The sequence below is a fragment of the Rhodopseudomonas sp. B29 genome, assembly GCF_000333455.1.
Taxonomy (GTDB): domain Bacteria; phylum Pseudomonadota; class Alphaproteobacteria; order Rhizobiales; family Xanthobacteraceae; genus Rhodopseudomonas.
In genome coordinates this window covers 1-1,710 of sequence record NZ_BADD01000690.1, presented here as the reverse complement: position 1 = coordinate 1,710, position 1,710 = coordinate 1, and the positions used below count along the sequence as shown (strand labels likewise).

Here is a 1,710-nt window from a genome sequence, read left to right as displayed (position 1 = left end):
TGACGAGAGGTGCGGGTCCCTTCTGTTTTCCGAGGGCCGTGGCCGCGGTCGTATATTGACCCGGTCGCAACCCTTCCAACGCCCCAGAACCTGTTCAGAGCCTTCGATGCCGGACCGTTGATCGGCCCGTTGCAGTCACTCCGGCGCTCGGCTTTAGGGACGGCAACGCCCTGTCCCGAAAAGGCCGCGGAGGCCTTCGGGAGCGAACATTGAGTACCCTTCTGGGAAGGTCCGGCGGGACGCAGTCACCACCCTCGCTGGACAGTCCCGAAGCTAGGCCGACTCCGGTTGACCCGTCAAGCTGTAGTGCGAGTTCCTGAATCAAATACTAAATATGGTGGAGTTGCGGGGATAACAGGGGGACAAGCCGCGCCCTGAGGTGGCCAAGTATCGGTGAGTCCTCAGAGATTCCAAAGCCGAAAAAATTGCCCGAGGCCCGGTTTGGAGCGCTGCACCCGCTGTTCACAGGGCAGCTACCCGGGTGGATTTAGAGCTTGCCAGCGGCGACTCAGGGCGGCCGTCCACAGGTATCGAATTCCGGGTGGCGCCGGGGCCGGGCTACCGGCATGGTGCGGCCTCCATCCCTTGCCGGGGAACCATCCATGTCCGACGTTTCGAAGCCCGCGCGGCACATTGCCAGCGGCGGGCTGGTGCTGCTCGCCGTCACCTCGCTGTGCTGGGGCCTGGCCTGGCCGGTCTCCAAATTCGTCATTTCCGAGTGGCCGCCGCTGCCGGCGCGCGGCGTGCCGGGCCTCGTCGGTTCGGTCCTGCTGTTCGGCTATGCGGCGGCGCGCGGCGATTCGCTGCGCGTGCCGCGGCATCTGTGGGGCCGCCTCCTGGTCTCGACCATCTTCAACGTCACGCTGTGGATGGTGGTGATGGGGCTGGCGCTGTTGTGGCTGCCGGCCGGCGAGACCGCGGTGATCGGCTATTCGATGCCGGTGTGGACCACGCTGCTGGCGTGGCCGCTGCTTGGCGAACGACTCACCGGCAAGCGCTCGCTGGCGCTGGTGATGGGCTTCTCCGGCGTGGTGCTGCTGATGGGCGGCGGCGGCTTTGCGGCGAGCGCCGCCAAGCTGCCGGGCGTGCTGCTGGCGCTGACCGGCGCGGTCGGCTTCGCGCTCGGCACCATCTTCCTCAAGCGCTACCCGATCGCGCTGCCGGGCGCGACCTCGGCGGCGTGGCAGATCGGCCTCGGCTGCATTCCGGTGACCGCCGCCGGGCTCGCCTACAAGGTCCCGGACGTGGCGGCGACGACGCCGTGGGGCTGGGCGGGGCTGGCGTATCTGACGCTGATCCAGTTCTGTCTGGCGTATCTGTGCTGGTTCGCAGCGCTGCAGCGATTGCCCGCGTCGGTCGCAGCGATCGGCACCATGGCGGTGCCGGTGATCGGCGTGGTCACGGCGGCGATCGCGCTGCACGAGCCGCTCGGCTTCACCCAGATCGCCGCGCTGGTGCTGGTGCTCGCGGGCGTCGCGATGGCGACGCGGAGCTGACGGAAGGGCTGCTCTGCAACGCAACGAACTAATCATCGGCGCGATGCGGCCACGCGGGAGTGCCATGTCGTGAGCGACGGACCCCGGCGCGACGGCGCTGGTAGACGAGCGCAGCGGCGGCGTGATGAAATGGTCGCCGAACGCGCCGGCACCACGTTGTAGCCGAAGGCGCGGGACCAACAACAGCGACGGGATGGAATGACCAAAGAGGCCA

The 1,710-nt window shown here is 67.8% G+C and carries 1 protein-coding gene; it reads left to right on the top strand.

The window, feature by feature from the left end:
* Positions 1 to 602: 602 nt before the first annotated feature.
* Complete coding sequence (locus tag I5M_RS24975; RefSeq protein WP_022723893.1) at positions 603 to 1,496, top strand: DMT family transporter; 894 nt, start codon at positions 603 to 605, stop codon at positions 1,494 to 1,496.
* The last annotated feature ends 214 nt before the right edge of the window (positions 1,497 to 1,710 follow it).